The sequence below is a fragment of the Faunimonas sp. B44 genome (assembly GCF_052655945.1).
Genome location: NZ_JBQYEX010000015.1, coordinates 40,041 through 60,050 on the forward strand (window position 1 = coordinate 40,041; position 20,010 = coordinate 60,050).

Genomic DNA, 20,010 nt, shown 5'->3' on the forward strand with positions numbered 1-20,010 from the left:
TCCGCAAAGCCGCGTGCGGGATCGGTCCAGGCAAGAGGTTTACGCCATGGTCGCCTGCGCCCTTCTAGAGCCTGACATCCCGCAGAACGCCGGCGCCATCATTCGGCTCGGCGCCTGCCTCGGCGTGAGCGTCCACATCGTCCATCCCTGCGGCTTCGTGTTGACCGACCGGCACTTGCGGCGCGCGGGCATGGACTACCTCGACCGGGCCACGATCTGCGAGCACAGGGACTGGCCGGCGTTCCAGGCGTGGCGGACCGCAGCCGGCCGCCGGCTCGTCGCGCTTTCGACGCATGGCCGGATCGCGCTGCACGATTTCGCCTTCGCCCCGTCCGACGTGCTCCTCCTCGGCCGGGAGAGCGCCGGCCTGCCCCTCCCGGTCCAACAAAGCGCGGACGCGGTGCTCCGCATTCCCCTCGCAGCGGGGAACCGCTCGCTGAACGTTGCGGTGGCGGCCGGGATAGCGGTCGCCGAGGCGCTTCGCCAGATCGGCGACCTCCCGCGGCCGTGACGCGCGCCGTCAGGCGAGCTTGCGAAGCGCCAGGCCCATCGCGAGCCAGGCGGCGCCGGAGATGATCAGGTCGAAGCCCAGGAAGATGCCGAGCACGTAGAGGCTGGTGGCGGGCCACCCGAACACGATCATCGCGCCAAGGACCAGCGTGATGATCCCGGACGCGACCAGCCAGCCCCAGGCCGAGCCGCTCTTCATGTTCATGGCCAGCACGATCCGCACGATTCCGGCCGTGATGAGGCCGATGCCGAGCATCAGCGTCAGCACCGCGGAGGCCAGCAGCGGATTGGAGAACGCTATGAAGCCCGCGGCGATGTAGAGCAGGCCGATGACGATCCAGAGGAAGAAGCGGCTCCAGTCCTTCATCTGGAAGCCGTGGATCACCTCGAAGACTCCCGAAACGATCATCATGAGGCCGACCAGGAAAATGCTCGCGACCGTCGCCGTCACCACGCTCGCAAGCGCGATCATTCCGGCGAGGATCGCAACCAGCCCGAGCGCGACGAACCAGCCCCAGCGCGAGCGCAGCGCGCGCGCCGGAGCACCCGACGGCATCATCTCATTGGCGATGACCATGACACCCCTCCCCCTCTGCCACCTTGGCAGGCGCGCAGCCTAGCCGTGCCCCCAGCCGGAGCCAATCGCGCTGCGCCCCGTTGCTGAAGGGTGTCTTTCCCGCGGCGCGGCGATGGATTAACCCCGGCTCCATGCAGAACCCACTGGCACGATACCGTCCCGATCTGGACGCCATGTCCCTCCCGGAGGATCTGGACGCGAAGAAGAGCGCGGCGCGGGTCTGGTTCGAGCGCCTGCGCGACCAGATCTGCACGGCATTCGAGATCCTTGAACGCGAGCTGCCGAGCGGCGTGCCGATGGCCGACCGGGAGCCCGGCCGCTTCGAGCGTACGAGCTGGTCGCGCGCGGACCATTCCGGAGCGGACGGGGGCGGCGGCGTCATGTCCGTGATGCGCGGGCGGGTCTTCGAGAAGGTCGGCGTCCATGTCTCCACCGTGCACGGCGAATTCGCGCCGGAGTTCCGCACGCAAATCCCGGGCGCGTCGGAGGACCCGCGATTCTGGGCGTCCGGCATCTCGCTGATCGCGCACCTGCAGAACCCGCACGTGCCCGCCGTCCACATGAACACACGCATGGTCGTCACGACGCGCCAGTGGTTCGGCGGCGGGGCCGACCTGACGCCCGTGCTCGACCGCCGGCGCACGCAGCAGGATCCCGATACCGTCCGTTTCCACCGCGCCATGAAGGCTGCCTGCGATCGCCACGCGCAGGTCGATTACGAGCGCTATCGCGACTGGTGCGCGGACTATTTCTGGTTGCCGCACCGGAACGAGCCGCGCGGCATCGGCGGCATCTTCTTCGACTACCTGAATTCCGGCGAATGGGAGGCCGACTTCGCCTTCGTGAGGGATGTCGGCCGCGCCTTCCTGGCCGTCTATCCTGAGCTGGTGCGCGCCAATTTCGCGACGCGCTGGACCGAAGCCGACCGCGAGGAGCAGCTCGTCCGGCGCGGGCGCTACGCCGAGTTCAACCTGCTTTACGACCGCGGCACCGTGTTCGGGCTGAAGACGGGCGGCAACGTCGCCTCCATCCTCTCGTCCATGCCACCGCTCGCCAGATGGCCGTGACATTCCGCCGCCGCAAAACCGCTGCAAAGCGTGCCAGAATGGAAACTGTCCAGAACGAGGGAGCCAATGATGAAGCGTATCTCGTGCGGTGATCTGGTGCCCGGCTGCAACTTCAAGGCGCAGGCGGATACCGACCAGGACGTCCTCCACATCGAAGCCCGCCATGCCCGCCAGGCGCACGACCTGGTCGTCACGCCGCGATTCCTGGAGCGCGCGAAGGCGCGGATCCAGGAGGTCAGTGAAGAAGCGCAGCAGGCTCGAGGCTGAACCCGCTTTCGATCCAGCGTTCCTCGAGCTGCTTCAGCCGTCGGCCCATCTCCGGGCCGGCGGACATGCCTTCGGCGAGCAGGTCCTTGCCCGAAAGGGGGAAGGTCGGCCGGTCCCACGCTGAAAGGAATGCCAGCTGCCATCGACGGAGCGGAACGTTCTCCGGCGCCGTTTCCCGTTCGCGCGCGAGTGCATGGCGGAGGCGGTCGGCGATCGGCCCGACGCCGGTCCGGTAGAGAAGCTTCGACAGCTCGACATCGGAAAGGGACTCCGACGGCTCCGGCGCCTCCGCCCAGGCGAGGAGCCGCGCGGCCTCGGCCTTGGAGAGACGAAGCCGGTCGGCGAGCGCTTCCAGCCGCGCCCGGTGCGGGGGCAGCACCGCTTCGAGCCGCAGCAGCGTATCGGGCGTCCAGCCCTCTGCCTGTTCGGTCCCGACAAGCCGGTGGATCGCATCGATGCCCCAGCTCTCCGGCAGGGCCCGCTGCAGGACCTCCGTCGTCCGCATCCAGAGCAGCGCCCGCGTCGGGTCGGGAGCGGAGAAGAGGCGCTTCAGTTCGCTCCATACCCTTTCGGCGGAGAGGATCGCCAGTCCCGGCTTGAGCCGGGCGCAGGCCTTGAGGCCTTCGGCGTCGGGGCGTCCGCGCCCGTACCAGGCGAAGAAGCGGAAGAAGCGCAGGATGCGGAGATAGTCCTCGCGAATGCGGTCCTCGGCGTCGCCGATGAAGCGGACCCGCCGCTCGAGGAGGTCCGGGTAGCCCCCGAGCGGGTCGTGGACGATGCCGTCCGCCCCGCAATAGAGCGCATTCATCGTGAAGTCGCGGCGGGAGGCGTCCTCGGCCCAGTCCTCGGTGAAACGCACGACGGCGCGGCGGCCGTCGGTCTCGACGTCGGCGCGCAGCGTGGTCACTTCGAAGGGGCGCCCGCCGGCAACGAGCGTCACGGTCCCGTGGGCGAGCCCGGTCGGCACGACCTCCAGCCCCGCCCGTTCGCCCCGCGCGATCACCTCCTCCGGCCGGAGCTGGGTGGCGAAGTCGATGTCGGTGGCCGCCTGGCCGAGCAGCGTGTTGCGCACCGCGCCGCCGACTACGCGGGTGCGCCCGTCCTCGGCGCCAAGCGCCGCAAGCGCCATTCGCGTCGAAGCGAGTTTGAGAAAGTCGGCTCGGGCGAGCGAGGGGATCATTCGCCGGCCTCCGCCAGTTCGTCCTGGTAGAGCCGTTCGTAGAGCACGCGCAGGATGCCCGCCGTCAGGCCCCAGATGTAGCGCTCTCCGTACGGCATCTCGAAGAAGTGCCGGGTCGCACCCTTCCAGACGCGGCTCGCCTTCCTGTGGTTGGCGGCATCCATCAGGAAGCCGAGCGGCACCTCGAAGACGTCCCTGACCTCGTGCGGGTTCGGCCGGAGCGCGAAGCCCTGCCTCACCAGCGCCAGCACCGGGGCGACGTGGAATCCCGACCCGCTCAGATAATCGGGGCCGAGCGCGAGCGTCTCGACGAAGGCCGGATCGAGCCCGATCTCCTCCTCCGCTTCCCGGAGCGCCGCCGCGACCGGCCCGTCGTCGTCCGGATCGATCCGTCCGCCGGGAAAGGCCACCTGCCCGGGATGCGAGGAGAGCGTATCGGTACGCAGGGTCAGGATGACGGTTGCCTGCGGCTCGCGCACCACCACGGGCACGAGCACGGCGGCGGGCCGGTGCGGGACGCCGTGGAAGAGCTCTGCGATCTCCGGATTGAGGCTGTGGTCGCCGACGGCCGCACCCGGATGCGGCAGGAGCCGCTCGTGCACGCGCCGGCGGAAATCCTCCGCGCCGTAACGGACGTGCTCAGCCATGTGCGGCCTCGGGAAAGGCGAAGAAGGCGCCGCCCGACCAGACGCCGGGCCGTCCCTCGTGGGCGCTCGCAAGCTCCGCGAGCTCGAATGCGACCGGGCGCGCCAGCAGAGCCTCGAGCCCCCGGCGCACCAGGACGTAAGGCTTCAGGCCGTCGGTCTCCGCTTCCAGCGCGAAGCGGAGCGGGTGATCCGGCCCGGCCGTGACGACATCTCCGACATTCGTGCGGAAGGTCAGCCGCGCCGCCCGCCCCTCCCCGTCGGCCGCCATCTCGACGGCGGCGAACGGTGCGTCGTCGACGCGGATGCCGAGCTTCTCGACGGGCGTCACCAGCACGTAGCGGCCGTCCGGCTCGCGCCGAAGCACCGAGGCGAACAGCCGGACCAGCGCCTCGCGTCCGATCGGGCCGCCCATGTAGTGCCAGGTTCCGTCGGCGGTTATCCGCATGTCGATATCGCCGCAATCGGGCGGATCCCACCGCTCGACCGGGCGCTCCGGCGCGGCCGAGCCCGCCCGTTCGACGAGCGCCGCAAGTCCGGCGGGCAGCGTCGGTCCGCTCACGATCTCACCCCTGACATGCGCCGGCGATGGCCCGAAAGTGATTTCCGTTCTGCCCGCGCCCTGACACAATCGCTCCGCACAACAACAACACCTGTCCTCGGCACGGTTCGTGCACCACATCAGGATGGTCGCTGATCTATGGATAGTCCGCTATGAGCGCAATCGACACCCTCCCGATCGATCCGGATAGCGTGGTGCGGGAGGCCGAGAACGCCGCGGCGCGTCTCGTCGAGGTCCGGACCGCGATCGGCGAGGTCATCTTCGGCCAGGAGACAGTCGTCGAGCGGGCTCTCATCACCGTCTTCGCGAGCGGCCACGGTCTCCTCGTGGGCGTTCCGGGCCTCGCCAAGACGAAGCTGGTCGAGACCATGGGCACCGTCCTCGGCCTCAACGCCCGACGCATCCAGTTCACGCCGGACCTGATGCCCTCCGACATACTCGGCGCCGAAGTGCTCGAAGAGGCGCCGGACGGCAGCCGCAGCTTCCGCTTCATCGAGGGCCCGATCTTCGCCCAGCTGCTGATGGCCGACGAGATCAACCGCGCCAGCCCGCGCACGCAGTCCGCGCTCCTGCAGGCGATGCAGGAGTACCACGTCACGATCGCCGGCCAGCCGCACGACCTGCCCCGTCCCTTCCACGTGCTTGCGACGCAGAACCCGCTCGAGCAGGAGGGCACCTACCCGCTGCCGGAGGCCCAGCTCGATCGCTTCCTCATGCAGATCGACGTGCTCTATCCCGACATCGACGCCGAGCGGCGCATGCTGTTCGAGACGACCGGCGCCACCCAGGCCGCCGCCAAGCCGGTGCTCTCCGCACGCGAGCTGATGGACATCCAGGCCCTCGTCCGCCGCATGCCGGTCGGCGAGGCGGTCGTGGAGGCGATCCTCCGCCTCGTCCGCTCGGTCCGGCCCGGCGAGGCGCAGCCCGACATCGCCGACAAGATCGCGTGGGGCCCCGGCCCGCGCGCGAGCCAGGCGCTGATGCTCGGCGTGCGCGCCCGCGCGCTGATCGGCGGCCGTCTCGCACCCTCCCTCGACGACGTGGAGGCGCTCGCCATCCCGGTGCTCCAGCACCGCATGGCCGTAACCTTCGCCGCTCGCGCCGACGGGGTCGGCGTTCGCGACCTGATTGCGCGGGCCGTGGGGACGAACCTCTAGCCGATGGCCAGCACGGCGCCGACCAGCATCCGGGATCGCGTCGGCGCGGCGCGGACGCTGGCCGCGCGCCTGCCCGAACTGCTGGTTGACGCGCGGCGCGTCGCCGCCAACGTCATGCTGGGCGTCCACGGCCGCCGCCGGCCCGGCCCCGGCGAGACCTTCTGGCAGTTCCGGCCCTATGTGAGCGGCGAGCCGGCGCGGCGCATCGACTGGCGCCGCTCTGCGCGGGACCGCCATCTCTATGTGCGCGAACGCGAGTGGGAGGCCTCCCAGACGATCTGGCTCTGGGCCGATCTCTCCCCCTCCATGGACTTCCACTCCCGCCTCTCGCCCGTCTCGAAGATCGACCGGGCGATCATCCTCATGCTCGCGCTCGCCGACATGCTGGGCCGCGGCGGCGAGCGCGTCGGCCTGCCCGGGCTCGTGGAGCCCCGGATCGGCCGCGACGCGGCCGAGCGCATGGCGGCCGCGCTCCTGCAGGCCGACGCGCCCCGGGAATGGCCCGACACGGACCGGATCGGCCGTTTCGCGGAGGTGGTCGTGATCAGCGACTGCCTGAGCGAGGCGGAGACGATGCGCGCCCGCATCCGCGACGTGGCCGGCCGCGGCGCCAATCTCCACCTCCTCCAGGTGCTCGACCCGGCCGAGGAGGCCTTCCCCTACGAGGGCAGGCTCGAGTTCCGGGATCCGGAGAGCGGAGCGACCTGGATCACCGAGCGGGCGGGCGCGATCCGCGACGATTATCGGGCGCGGCTCGCCGCCCACCGCGATGCCATGGCTGAAACCGCGCGCAAGGCGGGATTCTCCTTCGGCGTCCACCATACCGATCGTCCTGCGGCCGAAGGCCTGCTCTTCCTGCAGGGACGGCTCGTGGGCGGCCGGCCGGCGGTGGAGAGTCTGCCCGGCCGGCAGCGGGTCTCCGGATGATCGGCTCGATCGGCTTCCTGGCCCCCTGGATGCTTGCCGCGCTCGCCGCGCTGCCGGTGATCTGGCTCATCCTGCGGCTGACGCCGCCGAAGCCGCTCCGCGTCGTCTTTCCGCCGACGCGGATCCTGTTCGGGCTGGAGGACCGGGAGAACACGCCGCGCCGGACGCCCTGGTGGCTGACCGCCCTCCGCCTCCTCCTCGTGACGCTCCTCATCGTCGCGCTGGCGCAGCCCGCTTTGCGGCCCGACGAGCGGCTCGCCCCCGGCGAGGGGCCGCTGCTCATCGTCCTCGACAACGGCTGGGACGCCGCGCCCGATTTTGCCGACCGCATAAGAGTGGCGGAGGCGGCAATCGCCGAGGCGCAGCGCGACGGCCGCCCCGTCGCGCTCGTGCCGACCGCGGAACGGGCCGAGCCGGTCACGGCGTCCGAAGCCTCGGCGGCGGCGCGCCGGCTCGCCGCGCTCGTGCCCCGGCCCTATCTACCGGATCGGGCGGCCGCGGCGGCGCGGATCGCCAATGCTCATGGCGCGGGCTCCATGGACGTCCTGTGGATCGCAGGCACGATCGACGATGGCGGCGCGGCCGATCTGGCGAGCGTGCTCGCGACGGTCGGACGCTCCGGCCGGCTGCTCAGCTCCGAGCGCCCGGTGATCGCCCTTCTGCCGCCCGAGAACGCCGCCGATGCGGTCCGCATCCCGGTGATCCGGGTCGGCGCGGTGGAGCGCGCAGTCCTCGCCGGCTTCGACGAGGAGGGCCGGCGCATCGTCGAGACGGGAATCGCCTTCGGCGGCGCCGACCAGGCTGAGGGGCGGATCGATCTGCCGGCCGATCTCCGCAACGCGCTCGCCCGGATCGCTATTACGGGCGAGGCGAGCGCCGGCGCCGTCCAACTCCTCGACGGCAACTGGCGGCGCAAGACGGTGGGCCTCGTCGTCGGCGAGGCGACCGAGCGCGCCCAGCCGCTGCTGTCGCCGCTGACCTATGTGGAGCGGGCGCTGGAGCCGCGGGCGGACCTGCTCCGCCCCAACGCGCCGAGCACCGGCGCCAGCCTCGAGGCGCTCATCCAGCGTGGCGCTTCCGTGATCGTGCTCACCGCCACCGGCAATCTGCCGCCGGAGACCACGGATGCGCTGCTGCGCTGGATGGAAGCCGGCGGCACGCTCGTGCGGTTCGCGAGTTCGCAGATCGGCGGCAGCGATCCGCGCCTGCTTCCGGTCGCGCTCAGGCAGGGCGAACGCGCGCTCGGCGGCTCGCTCTCCTGGGAGGAGCCGCAGCCGATCGGGAGCTTCCCCGCCGCCGGCGCTTTCGGGCGCATCGCGGTCCCTGCCGACGTGCTCGTCAACCGCCAGATCCTCGCCGAGCCGACCGCGCTCGCCGATGCCGAGGTGTGGGCGGAGCTCCGCGACGGAACCCCGCTCGTCACCGCGCGGCGGATCGGCGAGGGCAGGACCATCCTCTTCCACGTCACCGCCGAGCCCGGCTGGTCCAACCTCCCGATCTCCGGCGCGTTCGTCGAGATGTTGACGGCCATCGTAAGTGCCGCCGGCACCGTTGAATCCCGCGGCAGCGCTGCCGACGAGGCCGTCGACGACCGCTCCGCGCAGCCGTGGCGGCCGGTCGAGACTCTCGACGGCTACGGCCGGCTCGCGCCCCCGGGGCCGAACGCGAAGCTGGTCTCGTCCCTTCTGGACGCAAGAGCAGGACCGGACACGCCCCCCGGCCTCTACGACCGCGACGGCACCGTTCGTGCGCTCAACGTCGTGGGTCCCGACACCATCCTCGCGCCGCTCGATCCGGCCCGCCTGCAATGGACGGGCACCACGGGCGCGCTCGAGCCCGGCCGCTCCGAGCCGCTCTGGCCGTATCTGCTCGCCGCTGCGGCCATCCTCGCGATCCTGGACGGCCTCGCGGTGCTTTTCCTGTCCGGCCGCCTGACGGGCCGCCTGGCGAATGCCGCCGGGCTCGCGCTCGCCGCCATGCTCGCCTTCGGCGGCGAACGCGCGAGCGCGCAGGCCGACGCCGCCGACGAAGCGGCGCTTGCCGGCACGCTCCAGACGCGGCTTGCCTACGTGTTGACCGGCAATTCCGACATCGACGAGACGAGCCGGGCCGGGCTGGACGGTCTCAGCCAGTATCTGGCGAGCCGCACCGCCCTCGAGCCGGGCGAGCCGATCGCGATCGACCTCGCGACGGACGAGCTTGTCTTCTTCTCCCTGGTCTACTGGCCGATCGACGCCGACGCCGAGGTGCCTGCCCCGGAGGTCATGGCCCGCATCGACGGCTTCATGAAGAACGGCGGCACCATCCTGTTCGACACCCGCGACGCCGGCGGTGCGATCCTACCCGGCGCCGGCGGCGCCACGCCGGAGACGGACAAGCTCCGCGACATCCTCGCGCGCGTCGGCGTTCCGCCGCTCGAGCCCGTCCCGCCCGACCACGTGCTGGGCAAGGCCTTCTATCTGCTGAACGAGTTCCCGGGGCGCTGGAACGCTTCCGACCTGTGGGTGGAAAGCATCGGCGACGCGCCGCAGGATCCGGACCGCCCGGTGCGCGCCGGCGACGGCGTCTCGCCCATCCTGATCACCGGCAATGATTTCGCCGCCGCCTGGGCGATCGACGGGGGCGGCCGCTATCTCTATCCGACCGTGCCGGCCGACCCGCGCCAACGCGAGCTGGCCTTCCGCACGGGCGTCAACATCGTGATGTATTCCTTCACCGGCAACTACAAGGCCGACCAGGTGCACATCCCCGCCCTGCTGGAGCGCCTCGGCCAATGAACCGGTTCGGCATCGCCTTCGAGCCCGTCCTCGCCTGGCCGTGGATCATGGCGCTCGCCGCGGGGCTCGCGGCCGTCGTCCTCATCCTCGGCTGGCAGAGGATTCGCGGGACGGGGTTCAGGGCCGTCGCCGGCGCGCTCCTCGTCCTCGCCCTCGCCAACCCGGTCCTGCAGAAGGAGGAACGCGAGGGGCTGCCGTCCACGGTCGCGATCATCGTCGACGAGAGCGCCAGCCAGGGCCTCGGCGAGCGGCGCGGACAGACGGAGGCCGCCGTGGCGACGCTGAAGGAACGGCTTGCGGCGCTCGGAACCTATGACGTGCGGGAAGTGCGCGCCGGTGACGATCCCGCCGGCGACGGCACGAAGCTCTTTTCGGAGCTCACGCGGGCGGTCGACGACCTGCCGGCCGACCAGATCGGAGGCGCCGTGTTCGTGACCGACGGCGTCGTCCACGACGTGCCGGAGGATCCCGCCGCGCTCGGCTTTACGGCACCGCTGCACGTCCTCGTCACCGGCGAGGAGGGCGAACGCGACCGCCGCATCGTGATCGAGCGGGCGCCCCGCTTCGCGATCCTCGACGAACCGCAGACGATCGCATTCCGCGTGATCGACAATGCGCTCGCGCCCGGCACCCCCGTCACCGTCCGCCTCCGCATCGACGGGGTGGAGGTCGCCGTCGACGCCGTGGGTGTCGGCGAGACGCAGACGCTCGACCTGCCGCTGACTCACGCGGGCAAGACGATCGCGGAGGTCGAGGTCGAGGCAGCCGAAAACGAGCTGGCGCTCGAGAACAACGTCGCCGTCGCCGAGATCGACGTGGTGCGCGAGCGGCTCCGCGTGCTCCTCGTCTCCGGCGAGCCCCATGCCGGCGAGCGCACCTGGCGCGACATCCTGAAATCGGATGCCGCGGTCGATCTCGTCCACTTCACCATCCTGCGCCCGCCGGAGAAGCAGGACGGCACGCCGATCAACGAGCTGTCGCTGATCGCCTTCCCGACCCGCGAGCTCTTCTCGGAGAAGATCGACGAGTTCGACCTCATCATCTTCGACCGCTACCAGCGGCGCGGCGTGCTGCCGATCATGTACTACGACAACCTCGCCCGCTACGTGCGCGACGGCGGCGCGGTGCTCGTCGCCGCCGGGCCCGACTATGCCTCGCCCTCGAGCCTCTACGAGACGCCGCTCGGCTCTATCCTGCCGGCCGTCCCGACGGGCGAAATGTACGAGCAGCCCTACCATGCGACGCTGAGCGCCACCGGGGCACGCCACCCGGTCACGCGGGACCTGCCCGGCTCCGAATCCGACCCGCCCGCCTGGAGCCGCTGGTTCCGTATCGTCGAGGCCGACGTGATCGCGGGCGAGGTGGCGATGGAGGGACCCGACGGGCGGCCGCTTCTCGTGCTCGCGCGCGAGGACAAGGGCCGGGTCGCCACGCTCCTCTCCGACCACGCCTGGCTGTGGGCGCGCGGCTTCGAGGGCGGCGGCCCGCATGCTTCGCTGCTGCGCCGCCTCGTGCATTGGCTGATGAAGGAGCCGGAGCTCGAGGAGGAGGCGCTGACGGCGCGCGCGGAGGGCCGCACGCTCATCGTGGAACGCCAGACGCTCGCCGATGCCGCTCCGACGGTGCAACTCACCGGGCCGCTCGGCCAGACGCGCCAGGCCACGATGGCTGAGGCGAAGCCCGGCCTGTGGCGGACCGTCGTCGAGGAGGCCCCGATCGGGCTCCACCGCGCCCAGGACGGCGACCTGACGGCGCTCGCCCATGTCGGCCCGGCCAATCCTCGCGAGTTCCAGGACGTCATCAGCACCACCGAACGGCTCGCACCGATGGCGGAGGCGACGCGCGGATCCGTGCGACGGCTCGCAAGCGGCGGCGGCATCAGCGTCCCGCGGGTCGTGTCCGTTTCGGCGCGGGCGCCGGCGGCCGGCGACGGCTGGATCGGCTTCCGCCGCTCCGAAGCGTCGGTCCTGAAGAGCGTCGACCGCCTGCCGCTCATGAGCGGCCTTCTTGGCCTCGCCCTGCTCGTCGGTGGCTTCGGCGCGCTCTGGTACCGCGAGGGCCGTTAGGTCTTCGCCGCCCCCCGGATCATGCCCGAGAGGCTCTCCCCGGCGCCAGGCACGAGCTCCGCCACCAGGATCCGCTTCGGGTCGGTTGGGCCCGGCATGGCAACCCGCCCGCCGGGAACCGGCTTGAATCCGAACGGCGCGTAATAGGGCGGGTCGCCGACCAGGATCACGAACCGCTCGCCGGCCTGGGCGGCGCAGCCGAGGACGTGTCGGACGAGAGCCTTGCCGTAACCCAGGTTCTTGTAGGCGGGGTCGACCACCAGCGGGCCGAGCAGATAGCCGCGAGCCTCGCCGATGGCGATCGGCGTCAGCCGCACCGACCCGACCAGCCGCCCGTCGGTTTCGGAGACGTAGGAGAGGCGGGGATCGTGCGGCGCCTGCTCACGTACGCGGAAGGCCGACCGCGCATAGGCGCCGGGGCCGAAGGCGGCTTTCTGGAGCGCCTCGATCGCGGCCTCGTCGTCGGGCCGCTCGGGGCGGATTGCGTCGTTTGGTCTGGTCATGGTCGCCCGCGCGGAGAAGGTGTCCGGCGACGTGCGGAATTCAGGCCGCGGGACCGCCGGTGAGAAAACGGGATGCGCCGCATCGCAGCGCCGGGTGACGCCGTCGTCGCGCGATTCGGGTGCGGCTCTCGTGGACCATGGGGCGCGCGTAACACGACCTTTCGTCGTCCACAAGCGGAACGCGAGCGGGGCGGAACCGTTCAGCACCGACCGAACTACGGTCGGGGGAGCGGGTGAGCCGCGTTGCGAGGCGGCCGCTCTGACGAGCCGGAAAGGAGGAAGCCCGCTTTCTTCGGCCATGCTCACGAGGGGGTAAGCATGGGTCTTCTCGTCAATGGCGAGTGGCACGATACCTGGTACGACACGAAGAGCAGCGGCGGTCGCTTCGAGCGCGCGCCCTCCGGATTCCGCAATTGGGTGACGGCCGACGGCGCGGCCGGGCCGACTGGCGAAGGCGGCTTCAAGGCCGAGCCCGGCCGCTACCATCTCTATGTTTCGCTGGCCTGTCCCTGGGCGCACCGAACGATCATCTTCCGCAAGCTCAAGAAGCTGACCGACGCGATCGGCCTGTCCGTGGTCGAGCCGCACATGGGCAGTGAGGGCTGGACGTTCAGCGACGACCTGCCCGACCATGTCCACGGCGCGCGGCGGCTCTACGAGGTCTACCTGAAGGCCGCGCCGGGCTATACGGGCCGGGTGACGGTGCCTGTGCTCTGGGACCAGGAGCGCAGCACCATCGTCTCGAACGAATCGGCCGACATCATCCGGATGCTCAATTCGGCTTTCGACGGGTTCGGCGACGACACGCTCGATTTTTACCCGGAGCCGCTCCGATCCGAGATCGACGAGATCAACGAGCGCGTCTACGGCAGCGTGAACAACGGCGTCTACCGCGCCGGCTTCGCGACGACGCAGGAGGCCTATGCCGAGGCGTTCCGCCAGCTCTTCGCGACGCTGGACGAACTCGACGAAGGCCTCTCCGACCATCGCTTCCTCGTGGGCGACCAGCTCACCGAGGCGGACTGGCGGCTGTTCACGACCCTCGTCCGGTTCGACGCCGTCTATCACGGCCATTTCAAGTGCAACTGGAAGCGGATCAGCGACTACAAGCACCTGTCGGAATACCTGCGCGATCTCTTCCAAATCCGCGGCGTGAAGGAGACCGTCAGCTTCGACCACATCAAGCAGCATTATTACGGCAGCCACCGGACGATAAACCCGACCGGAATCGTCCCGCTCGGGCCGAACCAGATCCTCGATGCGCCGCACGACCGCGATCGCTTTCCGGCGCTCGGCATGCCGAAGTAGGGGCGCGCTACCAGTCTTGGCCGGGCGTCCTGCCGTCCAGGAACTCCGCAATGCGGGCGCGCGTCGCGGCCGTCGTGTCCGGAGGCAGGCGCTCCAGCGCAAACGCCTCGCACGCCACGATCTCGCGGTTCGGCAGGTTCGGGGGGTGCGGCTGGGACCAGTCCCGGCAGAGATAGAGCGCGACGTGATCGCGCGGATCGACCTTGCGGTTGCGGTAGAGGCCGACGAGGACTGGCGGCGCGTCGAGGACCGCCCCCGCCTCCTCGCGCACCTCCCGGACGAGGGCGTCGAGCGTCGTTTCCCCGCGCTCCACGCCGCCGCCCGGCAGGTACCAGCCGGGCACGTAGGAATGCCGGACCAGGAGAATGTGACCGTCCCTGACGAGCATTGCCCGCACCCCGAGCGTCATCGCCCGGGTGGCGCGGCCGTAGGCCATCACCGCCTTCTGCGCGAGACGATCCATGATGGTGAGCCGTGGGCCGCCTGACATCCGTCCGGGCTAGCACGCGGGCGCCGGGGACGGAACCAAGTGGCGGCCCGCCGCTTGCTCGTCACGCCTTCCGCCGGTAGGCCGGGAACCGCAATGTACCGGATCGCCCACATCTCCGACGTCCATCTCGGCCCGGTGCCCCAGCCGCGGCTGCGCGAGCTCGCGTCCAAGCGGATCGTCGGCTACGCCAACTGGCGGCGCAACCGCGCCAACGCGATGACCGGCGAGAATCTCGACCGGCTTGTCGACGACATCAGGCAGCAGCATCCGGACCACATCGTGGTGACGGGCGATCTCACCAACATCGCGCTGCGCGAGGAGTTCGAGAACGCCCGGCGCTGGCTTGAGGATCTCGGTCCCCCGAGCCGGGTCACCGCCATTCCCGGCAACCATGACGCCTACGTTCCGGGCGCCCACCAGCGTTTCCGCACGCTCTGGGCGCCCTGGATGGTCAGCGATGACATGGAGCACGTCGACGAGGCGCTGTTCCCCTTCATGCGACGGAAGGGCCATGTCGCGCTGATCGGCTTGTCGTCCGCGCGCGCCTCGGCCCCCTTCATGGCCACCGGCCGGGTGGGCCGGCGGCAGGCGGAGGCTCTGGCGGCACTCCTCTCGGAAGCGCGCGGCGAGGGCCTCTTCCGCGTCGTGCTGATCCACCATCCGCCGAAACTGCTCGATGCGGCCGCCACGCTCCGGCGCCTGACGGACGGTTCGCGGCTCCGGCGCGTGATCCGGCGGGAAGGCGCGGAGCTCGTGCTCCACGGCCACGAGCACATCCGGTCGATGACGACCATCCGCGGGCCCGAGGGTATCGTGCCCGTGATCGGCGTGCCGGCCGGCAGCGCCCCGATCGTGGGCGGAGCGAAGGCCGGCGGCTACGCGCTCCACGAGATCAGGGACAGCGGCTTGCGGTTCGACCTCACCGTCATCCACCGCGGCTATGCCGGCGGACCGACGGTGGTCGAGACGGCCCGGACCAGCTTCGAGGTCAGGAAGCCATGATCCGCGCGTAGACCATCAGCAGGAAGATCCCCGCCACCATGCCGAGCCCGAACCCGACGAAGCCCCAGAGGATGCCGCGTGCCTCCGAGCGGGTGCGCGGTGCCGCGGGTGGCGCCGGCTTGTTCGGCGGGTGGAGCATCCAGTCCGCCTCGAGCGCCTGGTCGCGCTCGACGATCCGCTCCGCCACGTAGCGTGTCACGCTGTCGGCGACGGAATCCACGTCGGCGGTCTCGGCGAGCACGGTGCGGCCGAGGCGGGTGTCCTTGACGAAGCGGTAGGTCCGCTTGTCGCGGTCGAGCATGACGAAGCTCGTGGCGTCCACCCAGAAGCGGGGCGGATTGCCCGGAATGACCGTCAGGGAGAACTCGTCCGTGCCCTCCGGCAGGTCGTCGAAGACGCCGGTGAGCGCCTCCTCGAGCAGCATGAGGCGGGCGCGCTCGGTGTCGCGCAGCTCGGCGATGACGTCGCTGCGCTCCGCATAGGCGATCCGCACCTCGCGGATCGCGCTCTGCAGGTTGCGCACGCCCTTCGCTTCCTGTTGGCTCATGCCCGCCTCGCTTGCTCCCGTCCCGCGATCCTGACAATACGCCACCGGCTGGTGCACCTCCACCGGCCGCAGTGCGAAGCGCCCGGAGTTCACATGCAGGAGCGAATCCGCAGCATCGACCGCGTGAGGGAGGCGGCCCGCTCGGCCGGGCTCCCGATCGAGATCCGCGAGATGCCGCAATCGACGCGCACCGCGGAGGAGGCCGCGGCCGCCTGCGGGACCACTGTCGGCCAGATCGTGAAGTCGCTGATCTTCCGGAAAAGCGCGAGCGGCACGCCGGTGCTGATCCTCGTGTCCGGTGCGAACCGGGTTGACGAGGCGGTGGTCGCCGCCGAAGTCGGCGACAGCCTGGAGCGTATGGATCCGCGGGCCGTCCGCGAGGCGACCGGCTTCGCGATCGGCGGCGTGGCCCCGATCGGCGCGACCGCGCCGGTCGCCACCTACATGGACGGGGACCTCCTCGCCTACGACACGGTCTGGGCTGCCGCCGGCAAGCCGAACGCGGTCTTTTCGGCCGCGCCCGACGCGCTCAGGCAGGCGGCGGCCGCGACCATCATCCGGGTGCGGTAGCAGAGGCACCCAGCACCAGTCTCGCCACCTCGTCGGGAATCTCCTCCGGCAGCATGTGGCCGACGCGGGGCAGGATCTCCACGGCGATGCCTTCGGGAAGTCCTTGGGCTTGGCGAACGGGCAGCACGCAGTCCTGCTCGCCCCACAGGACGGCGACCGGGAGCGGCAGCCGGCCGAGATCCTGGACCGGGAGCGTTCTCTGCAGCGTTCCGTCGATCAGCGTCTCGACGATCGCCACGAGCGCCTCCGTCTGGCCCGGGGCGGCGCGCAGCGCGGCCGCCTCCGCGACCATGCCGTCCGGCAGCGGCCGCTCCCAGCCGCAGAACTGCTCGAGCAGCACGGTCAGCTCGCCGGCCTCGTGCGCCGCGGCATAGCGGCGCAGGAGCCTGTGGTTGATCTCGGGCCCGAAGCCACCCGGCGCGAGAAGCGTGAGCGAGGCGGCCCGCTCGGACGCGCGGAGCGCGACGAGGGCCGCCGCCGCCCCGCCCATGGAATGGCCGACGAGATGGGCCGAGGCGATTCCGCGGGCGTCGAGGTCGGCGAGGATTGCCTTCGCCGCCACCCCGGCATTGCCGGTGCGCGGATAGGCGACCGACTTGCCGTGCCCCGGCAGGTCGTAGGCGATCACCCTGCGGTGTTCCTCAAGCAGCGGGACCACGCTGCGCCAGGCGCGATGGCTTCCGCCAACCCCATGCAGGAGCACGATTGGTGCCCCCTCGCCTCGACCGCCTTCCAGCGCGTAGAGTTCGCCCATGGCACCTTCCCCCCTCGCTCAATCCTTCCACTCTAGCGCTCCGCGCCGCCGAAAGCAGGCGGCGGCGGTTGCGGCGCGGCCCGGCCGATGATCGTCGCTGCCGGCGAGAGCCTCGTCGACGTCGCGGTCCGCGGAACGGAGCGCGGGCGCCTGCTGCTCGAGGCCGCCCCGGGCGGATCGCCCTGGAACACGGCGCTCGCGCTTGGCCGGCTCGGCGCGCCGGCGGGTTTCCTCGGTCCGATCGCATCGGATCCGTTCGGCGTCCTGCTTGGCGGCAGCCTCGGGGACGCCGGCGTGAAGGTCCTCCTCGAGGCTGCGAGCCCGCGCCCGACTGCTCTCGCCATCACCGAACGGAGCGAGAGCGGCGAGGTCGCCTACCGCTTCCACCGCACCGGCACCGCCGATCGGGATCTCGATCTCGCCGCGCTCGCTGCCGCCCTTCCCCATTCCGTCACGATCTATCACACCGGCTCGCTCGCGCTCGCCGACGAGCCGGAGGGCGAGACCTGGGCGGACCTCGCGCTCGCCGCCGCCGAACGCGGCGCGCTCCTGTCGCTCGACCCGAACATCAGGCCCGGCACGATCCAGGAGCCCGGCCGCTACCGCGACCGGCTGGGCATCCTGCTCGACCGCACCGCGATCGTCCGGCTCAGCGAGGAGGACCTCGCCTATCTCGTCGAAGCGGGCGACCTCGCCGCAGCCCGGGCGCTCTTCTTCGGCCGCCACGGCTGCAGCCTGGTGGCGCTCACCTGCGGCGCGCGCGGCGCCGTGCTGATGACCGCCGGCGCGGAGGCCTGGGTCGACGCGCACCCGCCCGCCGTTCTCGTCGATACGATCGGCGCGGGCGACACGTTCACGGCCGCGATGCTCGCGCGGATCGGCGCGTCCGGTTGCCGGACCGAAGCCGATCTGCGTGCGCTCTCGGCGGAGGCGCTTGCCGGAATCGGTCGCTTTGCCGCCGCGGCGGCCGGGCTGACCTGCGGCCGCGCCGGTTGTGATCCGCCGACGGCGGCGGACGTCGCCGCGGCGCTCGGTGCGGCCGAGCCGGAGTGATGCGGCCGCCAGCCGGGCGGTTTGGCGTTTCTGATGACGAGGAGACGGCGGATGCTGGTCGGGGTTCCGAAGGAGATCAAGGTCCACGAGTATCGCGTCGGGCTCGTGCCCGGGAGCGTCCGCGAGCTGACGGCGCACGGGCACGAGGTCGTGGTCGAGGCCGGAGCCGGCGCCGGGATCGGCATCGCCGACGAGACCTACGAGGCGGCGGGTGCCGTGATCGTCCCCTCCGCGGAGGCCGTGTTCGACGCGGCCGACCTGATCGTGAAGGTGAAGGAGCCGCTCCAGGAGGAGCGCAGACGGCTGCGGCCCGGTCAGATCCTCTTCACGTATCTCCACCTCGCCCCCGACCCGGACCAGGCCGCCGATCTCGTGGCGAGCGGCGCCACCTGCATCGCCTACGAGACCGTCACCTCGCCGTCCGGCGGATTGCCCCTGCTTGCGCCGATGTCGGAGATCGCCGGCCGCATGTCGATTCAGGCGGGCGCCTATTTCCTTGAGAAGGTGCATGGCGGGCTCGGCGTCCTGCTCGGCGGCGTGCCCGGCGTCGATCCGGGCAAGGTCGTCGTGATCGGCGGCGGTGTCGTGGGCACGCATGCCATCAGCATCGCGCTCGGCATGGGCGCGGACGTCTGGGTAATCGACCGCAACGTCGAGCAACTACGCGCGCTCTGGCGCCAGTTCGGCCGTCCGCTCAACACGGTCTTCTCGACGCGGGAAGCGGTCGAAAGGCACCTGCGCGAGGCGGATCTGGTGATCGGGGCGGTGCTGATCCCCGGCGCGGCCGCCCCGAAGCTCGTCAGCGAACACCTCATCCGCCAGATGAAGCCGGGCGCCGTGGTGGTCGACGTCGCGATCGACCAGGGCGGCTGCTTCGAGACGTCGCGCCCGACCACCCACGACGACCCGACCTACGTCGTCCACGACGTGATCCACTATTGCGTCGCCAACATGCCGGGCGCGGTGCCGCGCACCTCGGCGCAGGCGCTCAACAACGCCACCCTGCCCTTCGTGCTCGCCATCGCCGACAAGGGCGTTCGGCAGGCGCTCGCGGACGACCCGCATCTGCGCGCCGGCCTCAACGTCCATGCCGGCCGGATCACCCATCCGGCCGTAGCCGATGCGCTCGGCCTGCCTTGTGTCGCCCCGGAAGAGGCGCTCACGCTGGCGCCGGCGTGACGTCCGGCGTCTTGCGGGCGCCCCGTTGCGGCACCGTCGGCGGGAAGCAACTACCCCCGTGAAGAATGTCCCCTGCCGGTCTATATGTCGGGCAATGACACCGCTCACAGCAGAAGCCGTCGCCCCGCACCAGCCGCGCGATCTCGGCGCGTTCCGGGGCAAAGAGGCCTGGATCTTCGACCTCGACAACACCCTCTATCCGCGCCGGACGAACCTCTTCACGCAGGTCGACCAGCGCATCCGCGCCTTCGTGCAAAAGCTCCTCAACGTCGACGAGGCGGAGGCGCAGCGTATCCAGAAGAGCTTCTACCGGGATCACGGCACCACGCTGCGCGGCCTGATGCTCAATCACGACGTCGATCCGGACGAGTTCCTGGCGTTCGTGCACGACATCGACCATTCCCCGGTGCAGCCGGATCCGGCGCTCGGCGCGGCGATCCTGCGCCTGCCCGGCAAGAAGTACATCTTCACCAACGGCTCGCGCCGGCACGCCGAGAAGGTCGCCGCCCGGCTCGGCTTCCCCGAGCATTTCGAGGACATCTTCGACATCGCCGCCGCGAACCTCGTGCCGAAGCCGGAGCGCGAAACCTACGACCGGTTCATCGCCCGCTTCGGGGTGGCGCCCGAGCGCGCCGCGATGTTCGAGGATCTCGCCCGCAACCTGCTGGTGCCCAAGGCCGTCGGCATGACGACGGTGCTCGTCGTGCCGCCCGGCATCCGCGAGGTCTTCCACGGCGAATGGGAATACGAGGGCCGCGACGACGATCACGTCGATTTCGTCACCGACGATCTCGGCACGTTCGTTGGCGCCATCGCCGACGCCTTCGGGGCTTGACCGGCGCGACATGGCGCGCTTCGCCTCTTCGCCCT

21 protein-coding genes are annotated in these 20,010 nt (G+C 70.9%); 13 read left to right on the forward strand and 8 right to left on the reverse strand.

Going from position 1 to position 20,010, the window contains the following annotated elements:
* Positions 1–46 precede the first annotated feature (46 nt).
* On the forward strand, positions 47–511 hold the full coding sequence (locus ACUN0C_RS17650) for a tRNA (cytidine(34)-2'-O)-methyltransferase (protein WP_445467716.1): 465 nt from the start codon (positions 47–49) through the stop codon (positions 509–511).
* Positions 512–520: 9 nt separating this feature from the next.
* Here ACUN0C_RS17650 and ACUN0C_RS17655 read toward each other — a convergent pair whose 3' ends face one another.
* Positions 521–1,087: an HdeD family acid-resistance protein gene (locus tag ACUN0C_RS17655; RefSeq protein ID WP_445467717.1), complete on the reverse strand. Its 567-nt coding sequence runs from the start codon at positions 1,085–1,087 to the stop codon at positions 521–523.
* Positions 1,088–1,260: 173 nt separating this feature from the next.
* Here ACUN0C_RS17655 and hemF point away from each other — a divergent pair, with 173 nt between their 5' ends.
* Together hemF and ACUN0C_RS17665 are read left to right on the forward strand one after the other, a co-directional pair.
* Positions 1,261–2,154, forward strand: coding sequence for an oxygen-dependent coproporphyrinogen oxidase (gene hemF, locus ACUN0C_RS17660; RefSeq protein WP_445467718.1), 894 nt, complete (start codon positions 1,261–1,263; stop codon positions 2,152–2,154).
* A gap of 69 nt (positions 2,155–2,223) precedes the next feature.
* Entirely contained in the window at positions 2,224–2,421 is a 198-nt protein-coding gene (locus ACUN0C_RS17665) for a DUF1059 domain-containing protein (protein ID WP_445467719.1), read from the forward strand.
* Here ACUN0C_RS17665 and ACUN0C_RS17670 read toward each other — a convergent pair.
* The 3 genes from ACUN0C_RS17670 to ACUN0C_RS17680 are packed head-to-tail and all read right to left on the reverse strand — an operon-like array spanning position 2,390 to position 4,807.
* Positions 2,390–3,601, reverse strand: coding sequence for a CCA tRNA nucleotidyltransferase (locus ACUN0C_RS17670; protein ID WP_445467720.1), 1,212 nt, complete (start codon positions 3,599–3,601; stop codon positions 2,390–2,392). The two genes, ACUN0C_RS17665 and ACUN0C_RS17670, sit on opposite strands and share 32 nt — an antisense overlap.
* Complete coding sequence (locus tag ACUN0C_RS17675; protein ID WP_445467721.1) at positions 3,598–4,248, reverse strand: CoA pyrophosphatase; 651 nt, start codon at positions 4,246–4,248, stop codon at positions 3,598–3,600. Before ACUN0C_RS17675 ends, ACUN0C_RS17670 begins: the two co-directional genes overlap by 4 nt.
* Positions 4,241–4,807 carry a DUF1285 domain-containing protein gene (locus ACUN0C_RS17680; RefSeq protein WP_445467722.1) on the reverse strand — a complete coding sequence of 189 codons (567 nt, stop codon included), beginning with the start codon at positions 4,805–4,807 and terminating at the stop codon, positions 4,241–4,243. The genes ACUN0C_RS17675 and ACUN0C_RS17680 overlap by 8 nt, the downstream gene beginning before the upstream one ends.
* A 152-nt stretch (positions 4,808–4,959) precedes the next feature.
* On the opposite strand from ACUN0C_RS17680, the gene ACUN0C_RS17685 reads away from it, so the two are divergent.
* Genes ACUN0C_RS17685 through ACUN0C_RS17700 form a run of 4 tightly spaced genes read left to right on the forward strand, consistent with a single transcriptional unit; the run spans position 4,960 to position 11,734 of the window.
* On the forward strand, positions 4,960–5,964 hold the full coding sequence (locus ACUN0C_RS17685; protein ID WP_445467723.1) for an AAA family ATPase: 1,005 nt from the start codon (positions 4,960–4,962) through the stop codon (positions 5,962–5,964).
* A 3-nt stretch (positions 5,965–5,967) separates the two neighbouring features.
* Positions 5,968–6,891: a DUF58 domain-containing protein gene (locus tag ACUN0C_RS17690; RefSeq protein ID WP_445467724.1), complete on the forward strand. Its 924-nt coding sequence runs from the start codon at positions 5,968–5,970 to the stop codon at positions 6,889–6,891.
* Entirely contained in the window at positions 6,888–9,668 is a 2,781-nt protein-coding gene (locus ACUN0C_RS17695; RefSeq protein ID WP_445467725.1) for a DUF4159 domain-containing protein, read from the forward strand. Before ACUN0C_RS17690 ends, ACUN0C_RS17695 begins: the two co-directional genes overlap by 4 nt.
* Positions 9,665–11,734, forward strand: a complete 2,070-nt coding sequence (locus ACUN0C_RS17700; protein WP_445467726.1) for a hypothetical protein — start codon at positions 9,665–9,667, stop codon at positions 11,732–11,734. The genes ACUN0C_RS17695 and ACUN0C_RS17700 overlap by 4 nt, the downstream gene beginning before the upstream one ends.
* On the opposite strand, the gene ACUN0C_RS17705 is transcribed toward ACUN0C_RS17700, so the two are convergent.
* Positions 11,731–12,237, reverse strand: coding sequence for a GNAT family N-acetyltransferase (locus tag ACUN0C_RS17705; protein WP_445467727.1), 507 nt, complete (start codon positions 12,235–12,237; stop codon positions 11,731–11,733). The two genes, ACUN0C_RS17700 and ACUN0C_RS17705, sit on opposite strands and share 4 nt — an antisense overlap.
* 318 nt (positions 12,238–12,555) lie before the next feature.
* Between ACUN0C_RS17705 and ACUN0C_RS17710 the strand changes: the two genes are divergently transcribed.
* Positions 12,556–13,545: a glutathione S-transferase family protein gene (locus tag ACUN0C_RS17710; RefSeq protein ID WP_445467728.1), complete on the forward strand. Its 990-nt coding sequence runs from the start codon at positions 12,556–12,558 to the stop codon at positions 13,543–13,545.
* Between the two features lie 7 nt (positions 13,546–13,552).
* Here ACUN0C_RS17710 and ACUN0C_RS17715 read toward each other — a convergent pair whose 3' ends face one another.
* Positions 13,553–14,008 (reverse strand): NUDIX domain-containing protein, encoded by a 456-nt coding sequence (locus ACUN0C_RS17715; protein ID WP_445467729.1) that lies wholly within the window; start codon positions 14,006–14,008, stop codon positions 13,553–13,555.
* Positions 14,009–14,128: 120 nt separating this feature from the next.
* Here ACUN0C_RS17715 and ACUN0C_RS17720 point away from each other — a divergent pair, with 120 nt between their 5' ends.
* Positions 14,129–15,037 carry a metallophosphoesterase family protein gene (locus ACUN0C_RS17720; protein ID WP_445467730.1) on the forward strand — a complete coding sequence of 303 codons (909 nt, stop codon included), beginning with the start codon at positions 14,129–14,131 and terminating at the stop codon, positions 15,035–15,037.
* On the opposite strand, the gene ACUN0C_RS17725 is transcribed toward ACUN0C_RS17720, so the two are convergent.
* Positions 15,024–15,584, reverse strand: coding sequence for a hypothetical protein (locus ACUN0C_RS17725; protein WP_445467731.1), 561 nt, complete (start codon positions 15,582–15,584; stop codon positions 15,024–15,026). The genes ACUN0C_RS17720 and ACUN0C_RS17725 overlap by 14 nt on opposite strands.
* A 93-nt stretch (positions 15,585–15,677) precedes the next feature.
* Here ACUN0C_RS17725 and ACUN0C_RS17730 point away from each other — a divergent pair, with 93 nt between their 5' ends.
* Entirely contained in the window at positions 15,678–16,154 is a 477-nt protein-coding gene (locus ACUN0C_RS17730; protein ID WP_445467732.1) for a YbaK/EbsC family protein, read from the forward strand.
* Here the strand turns inward: ACUN0C_RS17730 and ACUN0C_RS17735 are convergent.
* A complete protein-coding gene (locus tag ACUN0C_RS17735; RefSeq protein WP_445467733.1) occupies positions 16,138–16,908 on the reverse strand; it encodes an alpha/beta fold hydrolase in 771 nt (256 codons plus the stop codon). The genes ACUN0C_RS17730 and ACUN0C_RS17735 overlap by 17 nt on opposite strands.
* A gap of 87 nt (positions 16,909–16,995) precedes the next feature.
* Here ACUN0C_RS17735 and ACUN0C_RS17740 point away from each other — a divergent pair, with 87 nt between their 5' ends.
* From ACUN0C_RS17740 to ACUN0C_RS17750, 3 genes are all read left to right on the forward strand, one after another.
* On the forward strand, positions 16,996–17,961 hold the full coding sequence (locus tag ACUN0C_RS17740; RefSeq protein ID WP_445467734.1) for a PfkB family carbohydrate kinase: 966 nt from the start codon (positions 16,996–16,998) through the stop codon (positions 17,959–17,961).
* Positions 17,962–18,012: 51 nt separating this feature from the next.
* A complete protein-coding gene (gene ald / locus ACUN0C_RS17745; RefSeq protein ID WP_445467735.1) occupies positions 18,013–19,140 on the forward strand; it encodes an alanine dehydrogenase in 1,128 nt (375 codons plus the stop codon).
* Positions 19,141–19,234: 94 nt separating this feature from the next.
* Complete coding sequence (locus tag ACUN0C_RS17750) at positions 19,235–19,975, forward strand: pyrimidine 5'-nucleotidase (RefSeq protein WP_445467736.1); 741 nt, start codon at positions 19,235–19,237, stop codon at positions 19,973–19,975.
* Positions 19,976–20,010 lie beyond the last annotated feature (35 nt).